Origin of the sequence: Sphingobacterium sp. CZ-UAM (assembly GCF_002000245.1) — a bacterium.
Taxonomy (GTDB): Bacteria; Bacteroidota; Bacteroidia; order Sphingobacteriales; family Sphingobacteriaceae; genus Sphingobacterium.
Map to the genome: position 1 here is coordinate 872,660 of NZ_MTCM01000002.1, position 16,240 is coordinate 888,899.

Genomic DNA, 16,240 nt, shown 5'->3' on the forward strand with positions numbered 1-16,240 from the left:
ACGGGACTTGTTTTATCCGTATCTAAAGACCATTATTCCCATGTTGCAAAAGGGATTACATGATAACACCAAAGTGTTATCAGGCATTGGGCAACCAGGACAACTAGCCAAAAATCAAAGCGTTTAATGCTTTTTTTTAGGTTCAATCCGTATTGTATAATGGATGTGAAAGTTCCCACAGGAAATAAAATTGTTGCACCGTACAACAGGATCGCTGAAAAAGATTTATTCCCTATCTGGGTAATATCATTGCTGAATACGATAAGCCCCGAAAACACAAGTAATAATAAAGCAATTGAACAGGGAACTTCTGCTGATCTGAAATGGTTACACTTCTTTTTATACATATTAAACATGAAAAGTAACAACAGGACGGAAGCTGCCAGCGCTCCAAGCGTAATAGAAAGTGCCAGTAATACGATTTTCCAACCGTTCACTTTTTTTAAAGTCATTATGCCTGTCGTAAGATATGACTCCCCATGTTCATCCCGATAGAATAAATGCGAAGCTTCTGTCTTATTTTGGGCAATATAGAGCTGACTATCGTCGGCTGTTATGAGTGTTTCTTTCTTAAGGAAGGGTTTTATCGAAATAGGCGTTTTGTGATTTTCTACCAAGGTATAAGAGCTGATGATATCCAAAAGTTCCATGGGATAAATCTTTGTAATTACGGGCACATAGTATCCGTTTCGGTCCGAGTCCCACAGAGTGGGGGCTGTTTCTTTTTTTGAAGGAACGGTTGCCCGCATCGGATGTATATGCAAATTATCGATCAAGGCTTGGTTAAACACCTCATAGTCTGCTGTTTCACTGTCCATATTATGGGCTATAAAGAAAGCTTTTTTCTCCTTTGGGAAAATGTAATACATTGCCCGAAAGCCGATTGTATTCCCCGAATGAACAATTCCAATTACAGCATGGCGATCTCTGGATAAAGCGCCAAAGGCGTAACCGAGCTTCAGCCCGTTCTTTGCGGCAATGGTCTGTTCGGGGTGTCCAAATTGTTTAATAAATTCGCTTCTGATAAATTCTTTACCATCTAACCGCCCCTCGTTGAGAACAAATTCCAAAAAAGTTCCCATATCCTGAGCAGTAGTTGTGAATTGACCTGCCGGACGCACATAGATCGGCATGGCAAAGGCGGGCCGGCCATTATCCAAATGTCCCATCGCTAGTTCTTTATCTTCCTTTTGGGAAGTGAAGTGAAATGTACTGTTGTGTAGTCCAATAGGCTGCAGGAGATTCTTGTCAAGATAGTTTTCGTAAGGTTCCTTCACAACACTTTCTATCAGCATTCCCAATAGAGTGTATCCCATATTAGAATAGGAGAACAACGTTCCTGGTAAAATATGTATATCCAATACCTGGGGATTTCTTCTGTAAAATTCTTTTAATGGTGTTTGGGGACTAACTTCTGTGCTAAAAAAATGCCACAGCCGAATGTCGGAAAGACCAGCGGTATGATTAAGTAAATGTTTAATTGTGACAGGATGTGAGCTCTCCCAGGGGTTGTTCATGGGTAAATCTTTCAGATATTTCTTGATTGGATCATCCAGATCGAGCCGGTTTTCCGTGGCCAGTCGCAAAACGCCCATCGCAAGAAAAGTTTTGGTTATTGAACCTACATGTATCTTGGTATTTTTAAGCATAGGTTCGTGGGTCTCCATATTTTTTAACCCGGAACTATAGCATGTAATATGACCATTGTTCACAACCGAAAAAACGGCTCCTGTTAGCGCTTCTTTTTTCAGAAGATGGTCTATCTTATTTTGTATGGGCTGGCCAATGACAAATAAAGACAGGGAAATAAATATAGTAAGTAAGAAAACTTTCATATCCGATAAAAAGAGGTGAGTTTTTAAACCGAAGGGACCTAGTCTGACATCCTCCGTCATTGGGTGATAATCGAACGTATGCATAAAATTTTTTAATCATGCTTAAGGACTTGAGCTATTTTGGCCGACAATGTCTGGTTCTTGATTTTTGCCCTTTTCCAAAGGAGAGGCTTAATTATCAGCCATATAGTGAGGGTAAGAATTAGCAGAGCTGATAGTGCAAATATTATCAGAGCTGATGAATGATTTAAGGAGTCTAAGCAATAGAGAAAAATCGCAATGAAAAAAAGAGTCATTCCAATTGTGAATATATTCAGCTCTGTGCGCTTCTGCTCCCAGTGGATAGCTGATAAAGTCCTTATAAAATCACTACTGTTTGACAAATACTCCTTTCGTTCCTTATTGATCTTTAGCCAGGAGTAACTGAAAAGATAAACTGAGATCAAGAGTACAATTATTTCGGAGATACTTTTAGAAATGCTGTTCAATTCATCCGTATAGATGATGTAGCCGAGGGAAATACTGGAAAATAGGATAGCTGAAATACTCCAGAAGAATACTGCCCTTTTCTTTTTTTTTCTCCAGCGACGCAATTCCTGGTGGAATTCTTTGAGATTTTTATCCGTATCTGTTTCGGCTGTCTGCCAAACTTTCTTTAAGGCTGTTAGGTCATTATTCATCATCTTTCATTTTTTTTGACAAAACTTCTTTTATCCTATGGATCCTCACCCGGACGTTAGAATGCGTAATTCCCAATATTTCAGCAATCTTTTCCTGTTTCAGGTCCTCTAGAAAAAAGCCTATGATAAGTCTATCCAATTCGGGCAGATCAGCTATACATTGATGGAGTTTAACAAAGGTTTTCTCCTCCATATAGGGATCTACTTCGTTGGATCTTAAAAATCCATAATCTTTAATAAGTTCTTTTTTCTTTTCGTTTTCTATTTGTCTCAGGCATTTATTGCTTGCAATTCTATATATCCAACCCGGGATATTCTCATGATGTGTCAGTTCATCCATGTGCGTGAATACTGTAATAAATGTATCTTGCATCACATCTTTTGCCTTTTCAACATCATTAAAATACCCCAAGCAAACTCTAAATATTTTGCTTGAATAATTTTTATATAGATATTCAAATTCCATTATAAGAGATAAATACAGGAAGCGATAAAATGTTACAAATTATTTTCAAATCTATTACAAAGCCTTATACTTCCGTATGGGTTATCTCATTGCTTAAAAATTTTTTCAGAAAAAATTCGCAAATACGTTGTAGGATTTTTCGTTTTAATGAGAAGGTATGGCAAGGCAAGAGCAAGGCTGTAAAAACTACTTTCCCGTTACTTAATCAGAAAATTTATTCCGTAAATTTGCATCGGAGACAATAAGCTTATGGAAAACAAGAAGATTTCGATATTGTATGTCGACGATGAGGAAAATAATCTATTTTCCTTTAAAGCGACATTTCGATTAAAATATAACGTGTTTACCGCTATCAGTGGTGCTAAAGCGATAGAACTTGTCAAAAGCAATCCCATTGATATTATTATCACGGATCAGCGGATGCCTGAAATGACGGGCGTGGAGTTTTTGGAAGAAATCATAAAAATTGACGCCGCACCAATGCGTATACTTTTAACAGGTTATGCTGATATGGCGGCGGTAGTCGATGCTGTCAATAAGGGAAAGATATTTCATTACCTCAATAAACCCTGGAGCGAGACGGAACTCGATCAAACGATTCAACGTGCCTATGAAGTGTATACAGAACGACAAAAAATAATAGAAACAAATGCGCAGCTCGAAACGTCTAATGATCAATTGGAGTTTATGCTACGTCAAAAATTGCTATCCTAAAAATTGTATTTTAGGATAGCAGTTCTTATTTGCTAGGTATTCTAACCGTAAATGTTGTGCCTGTATTTGCCGGTGATTGTACATCGATCGTCCCTTGTAGCTTGATTAGTGCATTTTGTACATTGTATAAGCCAAATCCCATTCCCTTGGCCTGATCGCTGCCTCTAAAAAATAGTTTGAAAATATCGCTAATATGTTCAGGCGAAATTCCAATACCATTATCACTCACGATAATAGTCGCCTGTTGGTCTGAGACATCAACGGATAATTTGACGAAAGGATTCGTATGCTCCTTTTGCTGATATTTGAACGCGTTAGATAGCAGGTTATGTAAAATCAATTCCAGTATGGCTTTATCGCAATAGAAGGGTTCTTTCTGTTCCACATGAATATCGAATGTTACCTCCTTATTTTGTGTATACATATTATAGAACTGTCTAACATTGGCGAAAAGCTCGTCAAAATTAATTTCAGATAACATCAGTTCGCCTCTTCGCAAGAGATAGTAGTCCCGTAGGCTATCGATGTAGGCATCTAGGCTGACCAGTGAACTGTCCATTAGGCTAAGCAACTCATGGATCCGGTCTATATTGTCAAATTCCAGCCCGAGTTTGACAGCGGATAGAACACCTGTCAGTGGATCGCGTAAATCATGACTCACGCTATAGGCAAACTTATCCAGTTCGTCGTATGCTTTCTGCAGTTCTTGGTTCCTCGTTTCCAATAGCGAATTTGCAACATAAAATTTGTTGGCTTCTTCGATCGCTGAGATAATTTCTTCCTCCATCCAAGGTTTGCGAACAAATCGGAATATATGCCCCTTATTGATCGCATCGATAACCGTATTCATGTCAGCATAGGCTGTCAATAAAATGCGGATTGGCTTCGGATAATCCTTTTTGATGCGGTGGAGAAAATCTATTCCCAGTTCTCCCGGCATGCGCTGATCGCAAAAGATCACACGGATATTCGGATTGGAAAGAAGTATTTTTTCGGCTTCGGCAGTATTCGATGCGGTATGAATGACATAATCGTATCTAAAATTTGCTTTAAAACCAACCAAGTTATTAGCCTCATCATCAATATATAATATTTCAAGCTCCTGCTGCATAATTTTATTATCTGGTTTATCTTCCCAAAAATGAACGAAATTAATGATAATTTATCGAACTATTCGGGATTATTTTGGTGCCAATCCCTTTGTTGTATAGGAATGTGCAATGTAAAAGTTGTACCCTCCCCCACTTCCGATTCCACAATAATCTTACCATGATGTTTAGCAATGGTATTATAAGCAATGGACATGCCTAAGCCTGTTCCTTCGCCGACATCTTTGGTCGTGAAAAAAGGTTCAAAAATTCGATCCCGAATGTTTTCCGGAATGCCGATACCATTGTCTGCAATTTTAACAAAAATACCGGATTCATCCGCTGTAACTCCCGTTTCGATACTTAATTTTCCGCCGCTGTCATCAGCGAATTTTTTATTTATGGCATACACGGCATTAGTGATAATATTCATAAATACCTGATTCAATTTTCCTGCGTAGCATTCTACCCTTGGTAGATTACCATAGTTCTTTTCCACTTCGATCGAATTGTTGATCAAACTGTTCAGGATCACCAAGGTAGAGGCCAGCCCTTCATTGATATCGGCAAATTTTAAGGTGTCTTCGTCGACACGGGAAAAGATACGTAAACTTTTTACAATTTCTGCTGTGCGATGAGCCCCGTCACCCATTCCTTGCAATAGAAAATCTACCTCGGTCTTTAGATAGTCAATATCTAGATCATCTTTAAATTTTTTGATCTGTACTTGTTTTTCGTTATCGGAAATATCCGGGTTAAATGCAATACGTTCGACTTCGTCCAACGTTGCCCAGATCATGTTGATATCACGTTTGAGCGGGGTAATATTAGCCGTGACAAAGTTTATTGGGTTATTGATCTCGTGCGCAACTCCCGCGGTCAGCTGTCCTAGGGAAGCCATTTTTTCAGCTTCGACAAGTTGCGACTGGGCTTCCTTGAGGTGCTCCAGTGTGGTCTGCAATGAGGTATTGGATTCTGTTAGTTCCCGCGTCCGTTCCCCGACCTTCTGTTCCAATATTACATTCTGTTCACTGATAAGTCGCGCATTTTCTTGAGAAATCGCCAATTCCCGGTTATAGGCCTCTTCATTTTCCTGTTTCAGTATATTGATACTGTAAGCCAGACCAAACGAAAGTAAAGCCATTTCGATCACGGAAGCAATCTGTACCGCATTGCTTGTAAAGTTGTTATAATCTAGTATGCCATAATCCTTTAACAAAAATACAACAGATCCAAGGAGGAGCACTGTCCAGCCATAGACAAAGTATTTGGCCGGTTTATAGCCGCTTATCATGATGCGGTAAGATAGATAAAGGACAAACAGTGAGCCGGCTCCAGTAGTCACTTGCATCACGAAAAATGCTAGTTGTGTCTGACCGGTCAATGCCAGAATTGTACCCAATACAAAGAACGCTATAAAAATGGCGATGATAGGCCTTGATCGAGGAGCATTCTTTGATAACTGAAGAAATGAACCAGCAAAGAGCAACGCGAAAAGCCCGGACAGACAACCGAAAATAATGGGGCCTTTGGTTGCAAAGTAGGGCCAGGAAGGCCATAAATATTGAAAACTGTAACCTTTGATACCCATTTGGGTGATCCCGGCGCAGGCGACATATAATACGTAATAAAGGTAACCTCTCTCCCGTACGGAAAAGAACAGAAAAAGGTTGTAGATCGCCATAATGAATACAATCCCGATATAAATACCACTCAGGAGACTATCACTATTCATCTGTCTCACAAATTGGCGCTTGCTGCTCAGATAAATGGGTAAGATAACCTGCTCAGTGCTTTTAATACGAAGAAAGAATACCTTTTCAGATTTTCTGGGCAGATGGATATCAAAGACATAATTGGCGACCTTATATTTCCGGCTGGAAAAATTTTGATGTTCTCCTAACTTTATGGATTGATAAGCGCCATTTTCGGAAGGACTGTATAATTCAATCTCATCCAATAAGGGGTAGGCAATTTCTAAAAGAAAATCTAAATCTTGTTGATTATTATTTTTGATCGGGAGGCGTAACCAAATGGCATTTGGTGATGTCCCGAGATTAGGGACATCCCTATTCAAGGATTGAAAGGCTGAAGAAGATGAAACTATCGAAAAGTCTGAGTTTTCGGGGCCAGTATAGCGTGCAAGCGAATGTCCGACCAGCAGCCGTTGCCCAGGATCGTCGACAGTCAGCTGGGCATGTGCGGGTAGACATGCACCTATAAATAAATAGAACAGTAGAAACCAGAACTTCATCTCTAGTACACTATTTTTCTGCTTGCGCGATTACTAAATTCATGGAAACCAAAAAACAGCCCGATTCATCCAATTGATTCAGTGTTAACTGAAAAGCGTCATATTCAGCTTGACTTAATTTACCTTTTTCGAACATTTCCAATAGTATTCTGTCCAAAAATAAATAACGGTTAGCTTCTTCCCTAGAACGTGCAACCATATTGAATGTTTGCAATTGAACCTGCTGAAATCCATTGGCAAGGAGATCAGCGGTAAGCTTATTCCCTGCCCAGCCGTTGTTGACTTTCTCTTCGGTCAGATAATGACATATCTTGGCTTCTATATTTACATGTTGTGTGTAAAAAGTCAGACTATTCCAGATGGTCTCTACGATAACCAAGGGCTGAGCTTTACGCAAGATGCGATAAACCTCGCGAAACATGTCCTGCGGAGCCGTCAGATGCTGAACAAGGCGTTCCATCCGTACGCCCGATACACTTTCATCCTCAAAATCGAGCTGGTATACCTCCCCTTGTACAAAACGAACATTGGGGATATCTTTACTGACTGACTTAGCATGCTCTATCAGCGCAGCGTCGTGGTCCACGCCAACGATCTGTACAGCACTTCCTAACATGTTTGCAAGGTTAATAGCGTCCATCCCGGTACCACATCCAAGATCGGCGACGAGTCCCTCTTTGATGGTGTGGAAAGGGCTATAGGAATGTATTTTTAGTTGCTTAAGAAAGTCTCCGGTGTCCTGTAAATAACCGGCACCATAGTGTTTAGTATCCATTACAAAATATTTAGATTACGATGATCTACTTTGAGATCAGCAGATGTGTGTTGCAAATTTTTTATGACTTCATCAAGATCCCAACGGTCTAGGTGGGGAATGTCGATTTGATAGTGAATTTCAATCTCTTTATTTCGCAGGGTTTCAATCCGGACGATATTGGAGTTGTTTCGGAGTGAAAATATTGCCGCCCTGTTTTCCTGATCCGCTTCGGTCAATGTGTCCAGATTTCTCATAATCATAACTGTTGCCAATAGATCCAACTTGGGATAGTAAAAAGTCCCGTTGTTACCGACGCTGGTATCTATTCGATAGCCTACACTCTCAGCTAGTTTTACCGTATACGGAGCGCATAAAGCAAACAGTGACTTGATCCCGATCTGTGTACTGATTGCTGCTCCGGCCCTTGTGAGGAAGATACTGCCGATGCCATAACCTGCAATCTCACGGGAGTTCCATAGACCACAGCCCTCTCCGGTACCGTGAAGGGCGTAGTCGTATACTAAATCGTAGATACGTGCATCCATAGCGCCTGTAGCCTGTTCTATCGGTAGCGGCTCACTCCCTCCAGCGGCATGTATCCGGACTCCGCCATATACTTTCTCGCCATCAAGTGACTCTACAATAAGTACGAAAGATGCAGGATTATACATCCAGTCATTTTTGGATGAAGTAACTTTCTTGACACCGATTGCTGTCAAGACATGGGCATGCCCTTCTATAAAACGTTCACAGGTTTTGGGATCGTCGATAGCACGAAATGCTCTTAGTCTAACTACCGGACGTCCTTCGTTGAATAATAATGCCACCGAAATGCTAATTTATCGTTGAAACACAAAACTAATCAATAAAAAGCAAAGCTGTTTATCGGCCCTTCAAATAATCCGATTTATGATCTCTCTTTTACAAAATACCATATTTCAGAGAGAAACCATCCAAGAGGTGACTTAAACGGGTCTATGATTGCTATATCAACGTTTTGTAAACTATTGTTATGGGTAGGTTCTGTCTTTGACAGTTGAGTAAGGAATTTTTGGAGGGGGCTACCGAGCAGCCCTAGCTCTTTAGGTGGATTACCATAAACAGCGAGTAAGTCCGCCATGGCAGATCTTCGATGGAGTTGGGTTTTTCGGTATATATGCTCTGTCAGCTTATGCGTTGTAATCACTATAATTGGCTTGAAAGTCTCTGTGCGACCGAAAAGTACGATATGAAACGATAAAATTTTAGTAAATTGTCGCTGATTATGATCAATACAACACCATGGATAAGGTATAGACAATTGATGGTCACGGTGATATTTTCTTTCCGGACTTCGCTGGGGTATGCTTCTTTGTTGGGGGTATCCTGTTATCTTTTTTTAATTATTTTTCAGCCTTTTGGCACTTACAATTTCGAAGATTCCAGCAAGTACCTACTATTGGCCGGTTATGGGGCTATTTTCGCTTTTTCTTATCTATTGGCTTCTTTTGTATTATCCTGGGGGAGTGAATGGACCATACGAAAGGAATTGGTACGCATGCTATTGGTATATGTATCAGCTTCAATATTGAATTTTCTGTATAATAGTTTGATTGTTAGTCAAGTCCCCATGCAATGGATTAACCTCGTATATATGGGGCTTTATACCCTATCTCTCTATGTGCCCATTGGGCTGATCTATTTTTTAGCAAGTTTACATATAAATCGGGCTAAGCCGACTACGTCGGTATCGAGCTCTGCGCCTCAGAGACCGGCCTCTCTGGTGCCGAAAAGCTTACTTGATGAGCATCTGTCAAACTCTGTCTCTCTCTCCTCTGTTTCTCCAGATCCTGTTTCTCTAGACGCTGTTTTGCCGATACAGGCGAACTTACCTGAACTGCATATATCGAACGCCATCTTTCAGAAGCCTGCTTCTCCAATACGGATAGGTTTAACGGATCAGCATGCTCTTATTTCTGGTACCAATGCTATTGTTTGTGTTGCCAATGGAAGCCAGCATTTATATTTTGGTCGACAGGATTTTATATTTGCCAAATCCATGGATAATTATTGCATAGTCTATTTGTACGAAGATAATAGGGTAAAAAAAGAGATCGTCCGTATTACACTAGGGAAGCTAGCCGCGTTGCTGACAGATGCAAATATCCACCGTTGCCATAGATCATATCTGGTTAACTTCGATAGGATATTGAGCAAAGAGGGCAATGCGCAAGGATTTCTATTGCGTTTCGAGGGTATGGAGGAGAATGCCTTTGTGTCCCGTTCGATGCTTCTTTCGGTAAAGTCCTACTTAGTGAAATAATCTTGCTTAATTAGTTCTAAGCTGCTGTTTGCCATTCGTCCCTAATCTTTGCTATCCGCCACTTACTTTTGTCAATCCTGAGATTGTCCTTTAGTTTTGTCCCAAAAAGTTATGAATCGCACAAATTTGAATTTATTTGTTTTGTTTTTGTTTTTCGGGGTTTACTTTGGTTTGGATCAATTATTCTTTGCTTCTGTCCATTCCAAAATGACCAGCATCTTTCACAACAGAACCTTGGGGCATATATCAACCTATGGACTTAGCTTACTCCCTCTGCTTGTAGGAGCGCTTTTACTTCGTCCAAAAGATCAAGACAGCCTGATTTCTAAATTTGGTTTGAATGGATCATTAATATCGGGGCTAGCTATCGGTGTGTTGGCAACACTCCCGATGTTTATCGGGTATGCATTTAAGTTTTCCTTGATCAAAGAACCTGATTTCAATTCTTTGATGATTAATACTGTATCTGCTGGATTTTTTGAAGAGCTTATCTTAGGGCTTATTTTTTTGGTCTTGTTTACCGTTATACACGCTTGGGTTTTATACCCGCTATTCTGGCGACGTCTTTCGTATTTGCGTTATTACATTTATATCAAAGTCAGGATCCGATGGAATTGGCGCTCATTTTCACGACAACATTTTTAGGATCGGTATTGTTTGGCTGGTTGTATACCGAATGGAAGTTTAATATCTGGGTTCCCATTGCTTTACATATCCTGATGAATCTGGCTTGGATGCTCTTTGATGTCGATGATACTGCCGCCGGAAACTGGTACGCGAATATCTTCCGCTTTTTGACGATCGCGATCGTTATCACATGGACAGTAATTAAGGCAAAAAGAATGCACAACGGTCTTCAGGTGAATCGTAAGACGCTTTGGCGAAAAAGCTAAAATTATTGTGAATGAAAAAGACAATAATTGCGGTGGCCGTTACTCAAAATAGCGATGAACCAAACCTGTTGGCTTTTTCATATTTATACCGGGAGGTAAGAACCCCTGAATACCAGTATTTTTTTTCGGCAGGGGAATCGCTATCTTCACCCTTATGAAAAGACTGTTATTTTTACCCCTGTGTATGCTAGTCGGCGGGACTATTTCCATCGGAATGTTAGGCTGTGGTGATAGATCGGAAAAGACGGCCAAAAAGGGAGATTCTATTCAAATGGATTCTTTTGCAGTCAAGGATACTGCTGTAACGGAGAAATTTCCTCCATTGCCGATCAACTATGATCAGACAAAGGTCTTGAAAAACCTCTATGTGGTCGACCGTGCTGGTGTGGTGTTACGTCAGGGCGCTGATGAAAGTGCTCCGGCACTTGGAAAGTATCCTTATGGTACCAAACTGGATGTAATCGGTGAGGAGGGCGGGTGGATTGCTGTGATGGATCGTATTCAACGGGATTATAAAGGGGCTAACGGCGAAGCCATTGATGTAACACAATGGGAAAAAGTATATGTGGAAAAATCTAAACTGGGCAAACAGGATAAAATTACAATCTCACCTAAGGATCTAAATATCATTGTCTCGCAGACGGTGAACGGAAAGGAAAGCTATTACGAAAAAGGGCATCCATTGGAAAAGTATCTTTTTGTGGAATTGATCGATGAGCAGGCTTTTCTAGCCGCCCGAAGTACGGCAAAAAATTATCTGATTAAGGATACATTGTCTTATAGCAAAAACGGGGACGTTTTGGAGTTACCACTGACAAACGGGAAGACATTGACGTTTACAGATAAAGATATAGACAATGAATCGGAAGCTCGCTATTCTTACATGGGGCATTACGATTTCCTGAATGCCTTTGTCGTTGCGGGAAACTATTGGGAAAGTGCTGATGTACGGCTTTTTGACCGAAAGGACGGGCATCTTATTGTGGAATGTGGCGATTATCCTTTCTTTTCCGTGGACAAAAAATATCTGATGACTTTGCATGCTGATCCCTATGAATCGACGGGTGACCTGCAACTCTTCCACGTGAAACAAGGGAAAGTGAGCCCACTGATTTCAGTAAGTTTTAAAGAATGGATGCCAAGTTGGAAAGAGGAATTATTATTTTGGGGAAAAGATGGACATATCTATGCGGCGGCCAATCATGTAAATGGTTACTGGGGTGAAGACGGTTCTTTAAGCGAACGCTCTCAATTTATCAGAATAAAGTTGCTAGAACCTTAAAATAGTATTTCTAAATAGGAATCTTATCGCAACAAATTTATAGGTATCGAACCCGTATAGGTACTATTTTCGGTTTTAAGTAAAACTATTCTGGAGTGCGCCTGTTGTATTCCATAAAATAGATTATAGTTTGTAATTTAGCTGGATGAAATTAAAAACCCTACTGTTATTTGTCGCACTATGTTGTTCATCCTTCTTCTTGAAGGCTCAAGATAAATCTTGGAAGGAGCATAACAGATGGATATGGGGCCCTTCTGTGGGATATCAGTACCAAAGCGGCAATTTTCTAAAAGTTTCCGGTTGGGGGCTGTTTGCACCCAACGACTTTCAGTACATGAAAATAGACGCTGGTGCAAATTTCAGTTGGATGGATAACAAAACAACTGTCATTCCGGAAGTGGGCTTCACCTATTATTTGAATGACTTTGTCCTGTTCCCATTTGTTAAGGCTGAGCTTACTCCTTATACGATTACGCCTAAAGTTGGCGCAAGTTTATTTTCCATTGTCGATCTGGGTATAGGTTATGGCTTTGATTACAATACGAAGAAAAATTTCAAGCCAATAGATGGTCTTACCGTATCTGTAGGAGTGAATATACCATTGAATTTTCATCTCTATTAAATGATGAGTCATGCAAAATAAAAATATACTTTGGTTAGGTTGTATGGTTATTTTGCTTGCTTTTGGAAAAAAGGCAGCAGCACAGGACCATTTGATCGGTCCGACCCTGAGTTATCAGTTCCAAAAAGGGAGTATCATCAAAACCGGAGCTTATTTTGCATTTCCATTTGTAGGTGATAACATCTTGCGGGCAGATGCAACAGCCAACTTCACCTGGACTCAAAAGAAATTTGCGGTTATCCCGGAAGCGGCTTTAACCTATTATCCCCAAACCTATGTGCTGACTCCATTTGTACGTGCGGAAGTGACGCCTTATACTTTTACCCCGAAAATCGGTGCCAGCCTGGCAACACTTTTAGATCTCGATTTTGGATATGGCTTTTCCATCAATGACAAAAAAGATTATCGGCCGATGAAAGGATTTGCCGTGTCCCTTAGATTCAGTATTCCACTGAATTATAGGCTCAATATGTAACCCCTCCCACTATATTCTTCTTTTCCTTGCCGTTAAGTGCTCGTTCGATGACTTGAGCCTGGATCATTGGATGTGATTTAACAGCTTCACGAATAGTAAATCGGGTGTTCAATCCTAGGTTATTTATCAAGCCAATTTCTGAAAGCAGCGACTTTCTCCCTCGAAACGATCAGCTCGTCAGATTCATAATGCTTGAGGTATATTTTTAATCTCGCATTGGAATGTACTGCAATGTTTTTGATGGCATCAAATTGCACGATAGCACTTCGGTTGATCCGAAAGAATTCTTTGGGTGATAATTGTGGGGTTAAGGCATCCAGTGTTTGGTCAAACAGATAATTCCCATTTTCATTGGTATATAAATAGGTGCCTTTGTTTTCGCTGTAAATGCACTCGATCTGTCGGGTGGTCACAACCTTGAGGCTCTGGCCGATCCTGATGGTAAAACGCTCCTTAAATGTTTGAGTGGTATTTTTAAATAATGCCTTAAAAGTTGCTAGATCAAATGGAGAGACTGGACGCCTAAACTGCAGAAACTTTTCAATCGCGTTTTCCAGTTCTTCATCTTCAATTGGCTTTAACAGGTAGTCGATGCTGTTTTGTTTAAATGCCCGTAACATATATTCATCATACGCTGTCGTGAAAATAATGGCCGAACTAGGTTTTATCTGCTCGAGGATCTCAAACGATATGCCATCAGCAAGTTGAATGTCCATAAAAAGTAGATCAGGCTCGTCGTTTGATCTAAACCATTCAATCGATTCTTCTACGGTCTGTAGTGTGGCTGACACCGTATAACCGAGCCGCTCCAATTTTCTTCGGAGCAGTCTCGCAGAAGGAAGTTCGTCTTCTATAATTAATATTTTCATTGCATATTTTCGTTCTCATTGATCGTCTGATCCCTGAGTGGTTTATTTATTTCGCATTCAGGTCATACCTGCCCGCTTATGACATTTAATTGCTACTGGTATTTTCTTTGTTTTATTTAATGGCCTCTTGGACCGGATTGATCCTTGTCGTCAAATGTTACTGCATTGACTTATGTTTGAATTCGCTGGTTTTCATGCTACTGTTTCGGCAATAATCGGCAGCCCGACAGAGAAGAAATCCGCGCTTTCCTCAATGTAAACTGGTTGATCGGACAGTAATGCATAACGCTCCTGAATATTTTTCAAACCGATTCCGGAATTGCCGTTGAGCACTTTCTTTTTCTGTAAATTGTTCTCAACATATAAATAGTCCTTTTTACGATAAATCTTTAGCATCAGTGGACTCTTTAACGAAATAACATTGTGCTTGACTACATTTTCGATGAGCAATTGAAGCGAAAGCGGTAAAATAAAACCATTGATCTCGTTTTCATGAATATGTAGATCAATCTGGATACCTGCTTCAAACCGTAGACTCAAAAGATTCAAATAAGCTTTTGAAAACGTAATCTCTTCCTGTAAAGAAACAAGACTCTTGTCTTTGTGATCCAGTACATAGCGGTATATCTTGGATAGGTCTGTGGTAAAAAGGCTAGCCTTTTTGGGATCTTCTTCAATCAGTCCATTCAGCACATTTAAGCTGTTGAACAGAAAGTGTGGATCCAATTGGTTTTTTAAAGATTCGAACTGCGCCGTGATCTGTTGTTTTTCCCGTTCAGATTCTTTAATCTGATAGTCTTTGAACCTTTTATAAAAATAGAATCCAAAAAACAGCATTGAAATAAACCAGGAAATAATCGCAAGTTGAAAGTAGTAAGCAACACGCTGCTGATTAATGAAATGATTGAAGCGCTGGAGAAAGTCTTTGGAACCAGTCGGGATAAAAAGACCCGAAAGAAAAGCATTCACTAAAAAAACGACAAATATGGTCAAGATAAAGCTGATGCTATAAAAAACAACCATTTTTTTTCCAAAGTCTTTACTGTTTGGGTACTTATCCGCCACCCATTTTGATAGATAGCCATGACTCAGAAAGAGAAAAAAACCATACAATATACCTCTGACCATATTAGGGTGCAAGATGATCGATAACAAAGGGACATCTTTATGATCGAGTTTGGCTACAACTACAAAATAGATGGAGACAACCACACTTGCTAATATGGCCTGAATAATGGCTTTAAATGGGAATCTTTTCACAGCAATATTATTTGCACTCTTTCAGTATTTGTTCTGCCCGGTCTTTACCCCAAGAAGGGGAAAATGGAGCAGTCACTTTTTCTTCATTGAATAAAGATAGGGCTTTCTTGACATCCTCGCATTCTTTACTGCTGTCCTGATTGAAATATTTTTTGGCGTTCATCCGGAATTCAGCTAGCCCTAACATCGCCCGTGGATTATTTGGCGTGATTGCCAATGCTTTTTTATACAAACCAATGATGGTCGGTGATAGCTCCTTGGCTTTTGTCATGGGATCGGTTACCATTAATGCGGTTTTATTCATTGCCCGCAACACAAGCCATTCCGAGTTGTTGTCCTGCGTACTGTTATTCAGGATGTCTTCGGCAGATTGTATGTATTTTGCTTGCGTTTCTTTGTTCTTTTCCCTAAAGGCGGCTGTCGTTAGGATCATTGCCTGATAATAGATCGGAATCCAATTGTCTTTTTCGGCTTGGCTGATTCGTTCCAGGAGTGCAGACGCTTTCTGTATCTCTCCAGACTGCCATAGGCCCATGGCTTGCCTCATACTTTTTTCATAGTTGCTTTGTGCAAATGCGGTGCTGCTTATGAAGCAGATAATGGCGATAATAATTGATTTCATGATTTTTCGTTTAGTAGTTAACATTTTGATTCTTCGATAGCGGGTTCATATTTTGTTGAACTCCAGTGAAGTTGCCAATAGTTGCCGGCAATCGGGAATAATTTTGGATGAACCGACATAT

The 16,240-nt window shown here is 40.2% G+C and carries 16 protein-coding genes and 1 pseudogene; 7 read left to right on the forward strand and 10 right to left on the reverse strand.

Going from position 1 to position 16,240, the window contains the following annotated elements:
* Positions 1-32: 32 nt before the first annotated feature.
* Genes BWD42_RS13735 through BWD42_RS13745 form a run of 3 tightly spaced genes read right to left on the reverse strand, consistent with a single transcriptional unit; the run spans position 33 to position 2,981 of the window.
* On the reverse strand, positions 33-1,919 hold the full coding sequence (locus BWD42_RS13735; protein ID WP_077436941.1) for a serine hydrolase domain-containing protein: 1,887 nt from the start codon (positions 1,917-1,919) through the stop codon (positions 33-35).
* Between the two features lie 8 nt (positions 1,920-1,927).
* Positions 1,928-2,518, reverse strand: a complete 591-nt coding sequence (locus BWD42_RS13740) for a hypothetical protein (protein ID WP_077436942.1) — start codon at positions 2,516-2,518, stop codon at positions 1,928-1,930.
* Entirely contained in the window at positions 2,508-2,981 is a 474-nt protein-coding gene (locus BWD42_RS13745) for an RNA polymerase sigma factor (RefSeq protein ID WP_077436943.1), read from the reverse strand. Before BWD42_RS13745 ends, BWD42_RS13740 begins: the two co-directional genes overlap by 11 nt.
* Positions 2,982-3,230: 249 nt before the next feature.
* On the opposite strand from BWD42_RS13745, the gene BWD42_RS13750 reads away from it, so the two are divergent.
* The gene (locus tag BWD42_RS13750; RefSeq protein WP_077436944.1) at positions 3,231-3,695 is read left to right on the forward strand and encodes a response regulator; all 465 of its coding nucleotides are present in this window, start codon (positions 3,231-3,233) and stop codon (positions 3,693-3,695) included.
* Positions 3,696-3,720: 25 nt separating this feature from the next.
* On the opposite strand, the gene BWD42_RS13755 is transcribed toward BWD42_RS13750, so the two are convergent.
* Genes BWD42_RS13755 through BWD42_RS13770 form a run of 4 tightly spaced genes read right to left on the reverse strand, consistent with a single transcriptional unit; the run spans position 3,721 to position 8,621 of the window.
* Complete coding sequence (locus BWD42_RS13755; protein ID WP_077436945.1) at positions 3,721-4,806, reverse strand: hybrid sensor histidine kinase/response regulator; 1,086 nt, start codon at positions 4,804-4,806, stop codon at positions 3,721-3,723.
* A gap of 59 nt (positions 4,807-4,865) precedes the next feature.
* Positions 4,866-7,037 carry a 7TM diverse intracellular signaling domain-containing protein gene (locus tag BWD42_RS13760; protein ID WP_077436946.1) on the reverse strand — a complete coding sequence of 724 codons (2,172 nt, stop codon included), beginning with the start codon at positions 7,035-7,037 and terminating at the stop codon, positions 4,866-4,868.
* Positions 7,038-7,047: 10 nt separating this feature from the next.
* Positions 7,048-7,812 carry a methyltransferase domain-containing protein gene (locus BWD42_RS13765; RefSeq protein ID WP_077436947.1) on the reverse strand — a complete coding sequence of 255 codons (765 nt, stop codon included), beginning with the start codon at positions 7,810-7,812 and terminating at the stop codon, positions 7,048-7,050.
* The gene (locus tag BWD42_RS13770) at positions 7,812-8,621 is read right to left on the reverse strand and encodes a hypothetical protein (protein ID WP_077436948.1); all 810 of its coding nucleotides are present in this window, start codon (positions 8,619-8,621) and stop codon (positions 7,812-7,814) included. Before BWD42_RS13770 ends, BWD42_RS13765 begins: the two co-directional genes overlap by 1 nt.
* A 437-nt stretch (positions 8,622-9,058) precedes the next feature.
* On the opposite strand from BWD42_RS13770, the gene BWD42_RS13780 reads away from it, so the two are divergent.
* The 6 genes and pseudogenes from BWD42_RS13780 to BWD42_RS13800 all read left to right on the forward strand — a co-directional run bounded on the left by BWD42_RS13780 (position 9,059) and on the right by BWD42_RS13800 (position 13,368).
* Positions 9,059-10,096 (forward strand): LytTR family DNA-binding domain-containing protein, encoded by a 1,038-nt coding sequence (locus BWD42_RS13780; protein ID WP_077436950.1) that lies wholly within the window; start codon positions 9,059-9,061, stop codon positions 10,094-10,096.
* Between the two features lie 503 nt (positions 10,097-10,599).
* A pseudogene (locus tag BWD42_RS13785) lies at positions 10,600-10,989 on the forward strand (CPBP family intramembrane glutamic endopeptidase); the annotation flags it as partial.
* 11 nt (positions 10,990-11,000) lie between these two features.
* Positions 11,001-11,147 carry a hypothetical protein gene (locus BWD42_RS24765; protein WP_175992060.1) on the forward strand — a complete coding sequence of 49 codons (147 nt, stop codon included), beginning with the start codon at positions 11,001-11,003 and terminating at the stop codon, positions 11,145-11,147.
* On the forward strand, positions 11,144-12,271 hold the full coding sequence (locus tag BWD42_RS13790; protein WP_077436952.1) for an SH3 domain-containing protein: 1,128 nt from the start codon (positions 11,144-11,146) through the stop codon (positions 12,269-12,271). The genes BWD42_RS24765 and BWD42_RS13790 overlap by 4 nt, the downstream gene beginning before the upstream one ends.
* Positions 12,272-12,416: 145 nt before the next feature.
* Positions 12,417-12,893, forward strand: a complete 477-nt coding sequence (locus tag BWD42_RS13795) for a hypothetical protein (protein ID WP_077436953.1) — start codon at positions 12,417-12,419, stop codon at positions 12,891-12,893.
* Positions 12,894-12,903: 10 nt separating this feature from the next.
* The gene (locus BWD42_RS13800) at positions 12,904-13,368 is read left to right on the forward strand and encodes a hypothetical protein (protein ID WP_077436954.1); all 465 of its coding nucleotides are present in this window, start codon (positions 12,904-12,906) and stop codon (positions 13,366-13,368) included.
* 119 nt (positions 13,369-13,487) lie between these two features.
* Here the strand turns inward: BWD42_RS13800 and BWD42_RS13805 are convergent, their stop codons facing one another.
* The 3 genes from BWD42_RS13805 to BWD42_RS13815 all read right to left on the reverse strand — a co-directional run bounded on the left by BWD42_RS13805 (position 13,488) and on the right by BWD42_RS13815 (position 16,119).
* Entirely contained in the window at positions 13,488-14,237 is a 750-nt protein-coding gene (locus BWD42_RS13805) for a LytR/AlgR family response regulator transcription factor (RefSeq protein ID WP_077436955.1), read from the reverse strand.
* A gap of 192 nt (positions 14,238-14,429) precedes the next feature.
* Positions 14,430-15,497, reverse strand: coding sequence for a sensor histidine kinase (locus BWD42_RS13810; protein WP_077436956.1), 1,068 nt, complete (start codon positions 15,495-15,497; stop codon positions 14,430-14,432).
* A 7-nt stretch (positions 15,498-15,504) separates the two neighbouring features.
* Positions 15,505-16,119, reverse strand: coding sequence for a tetratricopeptide repeat protein (locus tag BWD42_RS13815; protein WP_077436957.1), 615 nt, complete (start codon positions 16,117-16,119; stop codon positions 15,505-15,507).
* Positions 16,120-16,240 lie beyond the last annotated feature (121 nt).

Coding starts and splice junctions, on each gene's coding strand:
- BWD42_RS13740 (WP_077436942.1), bottom strand. CDS start 2,518: ATGATGAATAATGACCTAACAGCCTTAAAGAAAGTTTGGCAGACAGCC.
- BWD42_RS13755 (WP_077436945.1), bottom strand. CDS start 4,806: ATGCAGCAGGAGCTTGAAATATTATATATTGATGATGAGGCTAATAAC.
- BWD42_RS13805 (WP_077436955.1), bottom strand. CDS start 14,237: ATGAAAATATTAATTATAGAAGACGAACTTCCTTCTGCGAGACTGCTC.
- BWD42_RS13735 (WP_077436941.1), bottom strand. CDS start 1,919: ATGCATACGTTCGATTATCACCCAATGACGGAGGATGTCAGACTAGGT.
- BWD42_RS13795 (WP_077436953.1), top strand. CDS start 12,417: ATGAAATTAAAAACCCTACTGTTATTTGTCGCACTATGTTGTTCATCC.
- BWD42_RS13815 (WP_077436957.1), bottom strand. CDS start 16,119: ATGAAATCAATTATTATCGCCATTATCTGCTTCATAAGCAGCACCGCA.
- BWD42_RS13780 (WP_077436950.1), top strand. CDS start 9,059: ATGATCAATACAACACCATGGATAAGGTATAGACAATTGATGGTCACG.
- BWD42_RS13800 (WP_077436954.1), top strand. CDS start 12,904: ATGCAAAATAAAAATATACTTTGGTTAGGTTGTATGGTTATTTTGCTT.
- BWD42_RS13765 (WP_077436947.1), bottom strand. CDS start 7,812: ATGGATACTAAACACTATGGTGCCGGTTATTTACAGGACACCGGAGAC.
- BWD42_RS24765 (WP_175992060.1), top strand. CDS start 11,001: ATGAAAAAGACAATAATTGCGGTGGCCGTTACTCAAAATAGCGATGAA.
- BWD42_RS13750 (WP_077436944.1), top strand. CDS start 3,231: ATGGAAAACAAGAAGATTTCGATATTGTATGTCGACGATGAGGAAAAT.
- BWD42_RS13760 (WP_077436946.1), bottom strand. CDS start 7,037: ATGAAGTTCTGGTTTCTACTGTTCTATTTATTTATAGGTGCATGTCTA.
- BWD42_RS13790 (WP_077436952.1), top strand. CDS start 11,144: ATGAAAAGACTGTTATTTTTACCCCTGTGTATGCTAGTCGGCGGGACT.
- BWD42_RS13745 (WP_077436943.1), bottom strand. CDS start 2,981: ATGGAATTTGAATATCTATATAAAAATTATTCAAGCAAAATATTTAGA.